Raw genomic sequence first — 1,623 nt, 5'->3', positions numbered from 1 at the left:
GCAGGAGCCCGCCACCTGCGAGCGCGATGCCGCGCTCCTTCATGTCCTTCACGAAAGCAGCGCTGCCGGGGATGGCTTTGATCTGCTTGGCGTAGAGCGGGGCGAGGTGGGCGATCATCGGCCAGCTCACCCCGGCCTTCACCACGTCCGCCACGGTGGCGTTCTTCTTCCCGGACAGCGCACCCAGCAGCTGCGATGCCGCCGCCAGTTCGTCCGAGCTCAGCAGCTTCTCGTTGGCCTTGACCGCTGCGTTGGCCTTCTTCGCCGCGGCGGGGGACTTGACCGCCGCGGCGGCGATCGCCATGGCGTCCGCGTCGCCCTGCCCCGCCAGCTGCATCGCGAGGTCCCCGTAGCCCGCGGCCGACAGCTTCAGCAGGTTGTCCTGGAACTTCTTGCTGCTGCTGGTCGAGGCGTTGAGTTGCCGGGTGTAGTCGGCCAGCGTGGCTTTCGCGGTCGGGGCCAGCTTCTTGAGGTTGGCGACCACCTCGTTGAACTGCTTGCCCGTCGCCTTGGCGAGCGAGGCGACGAGGGCCTGCCCCGACTCGCCCATGTCCCGCAGCGTCTGCTCGACATCCGCACCGGCCCGCTTGCCGATCTTGGCGAGGTTCCGCTCCCACGCCGCGGACTTCTGGACCGCCTCCTTCAGGTTCGTCGAGTAGCCGGTCAGACTGAACCCGGAAGCCTTTGTTCCGGCCTTGAGGCCCAGCGCCCGGTCTGCCGCGTTCACGGCCTTCTGGGCGTCGGCCACTGCCTTCCGGGTTGCCGCGGTGCTCTTCTTGGCTTGGGCGCGCATCGCCTCGTTCAGCTGGGCCCACGCGTCCTTCAGCCGCTGCATGTCCTGGTCGTACCAGCTCGCCACTGTGGACGTGGAGATCTTCGCTGCCGTCGAGGCGGTCGGCGAGTACGTGAACCCACCGCCCGCGTATCCGCCGCCGGCGAATCCCGCCGCCCGGACCAGGGCCGGGTTCAGCAGGCCCTGGTTCAGCGCGTTGAGGAACGGGATGCCGTACTTGTTCACCGACGACGACTGGACCACATACTCGGTGTTCGACACGCGCCCCACCGCCCCGGAGGCGAACAGGGCGAGGATGCTGTCCTCCCTCGGCCCGCCCGGCCCCGAGATGTAACCGCCGTCCGGGAAATACTGCACATCCCCGCCGACGGCGTACCCGCGCACCCGGCCGCCATAGGCCGTCTTGGACAGGTGGCCCTCGCCCGAGTACGGCCGGCTGATCGTGCTGGCCTCCGCCCTCGTACGCCGGACCGTGGTGATGACGATCGTCTTGCTCTGGACGCTGGCGAGCTCGGCCCGGGCCTGGGCCAACTTCCTTTCCAGGTCCGAGATCTCACCCTTGATCTTCGCCGTCTTCGACGACGGAGCCTTCGCCAGCCTGTCCTTGGCATCGGCGATCTTCCGCTCGAGGTCGTCGATGTCACCCTTCAGGTACGCCGTCTTGTCCGGCGTGCCGAGGATCTGATCGGCCAGCTTCTTCGCCTGGGTGGTGTTGAGGCCCATCTGCACGGCGTTCTTGATGAGCTGCCCACGGCCACGCTCGTAGATGGCAGAGACCTCGGCCCACGACGCGCCAGAGTCCCGTGCGCTCGCCGCGGCCTCGTCCGTCT

At 68.3% G+C, this 1,623-nt stretch carries 1 protein-coding gene; it reads right to left on the bottom strand.

What is annotated here, in order from left to right; all coding sequences use genetic code 11:
- Positions 1–1,623, bottom strand: a 1,623-nt coding sequence (locus ABZ780_RS31710; RefSeq protein WP_357488443.1) for a hypothetical protein, incomplete at both ends; no start/stop codon positions are given.

The sequence above is a fragment of the Micromonospora sp. NPDC047467 genome (genome assembly GCF_040643095.1).
GTDB lineage: Bacteria > Actinomycetota > Actinomycetes > Mycobacteriales > Micromonosporaceae > Micromonospora.
This window is presented reverse-complemented; position numbering and strand designations above follow the sequence as displayed.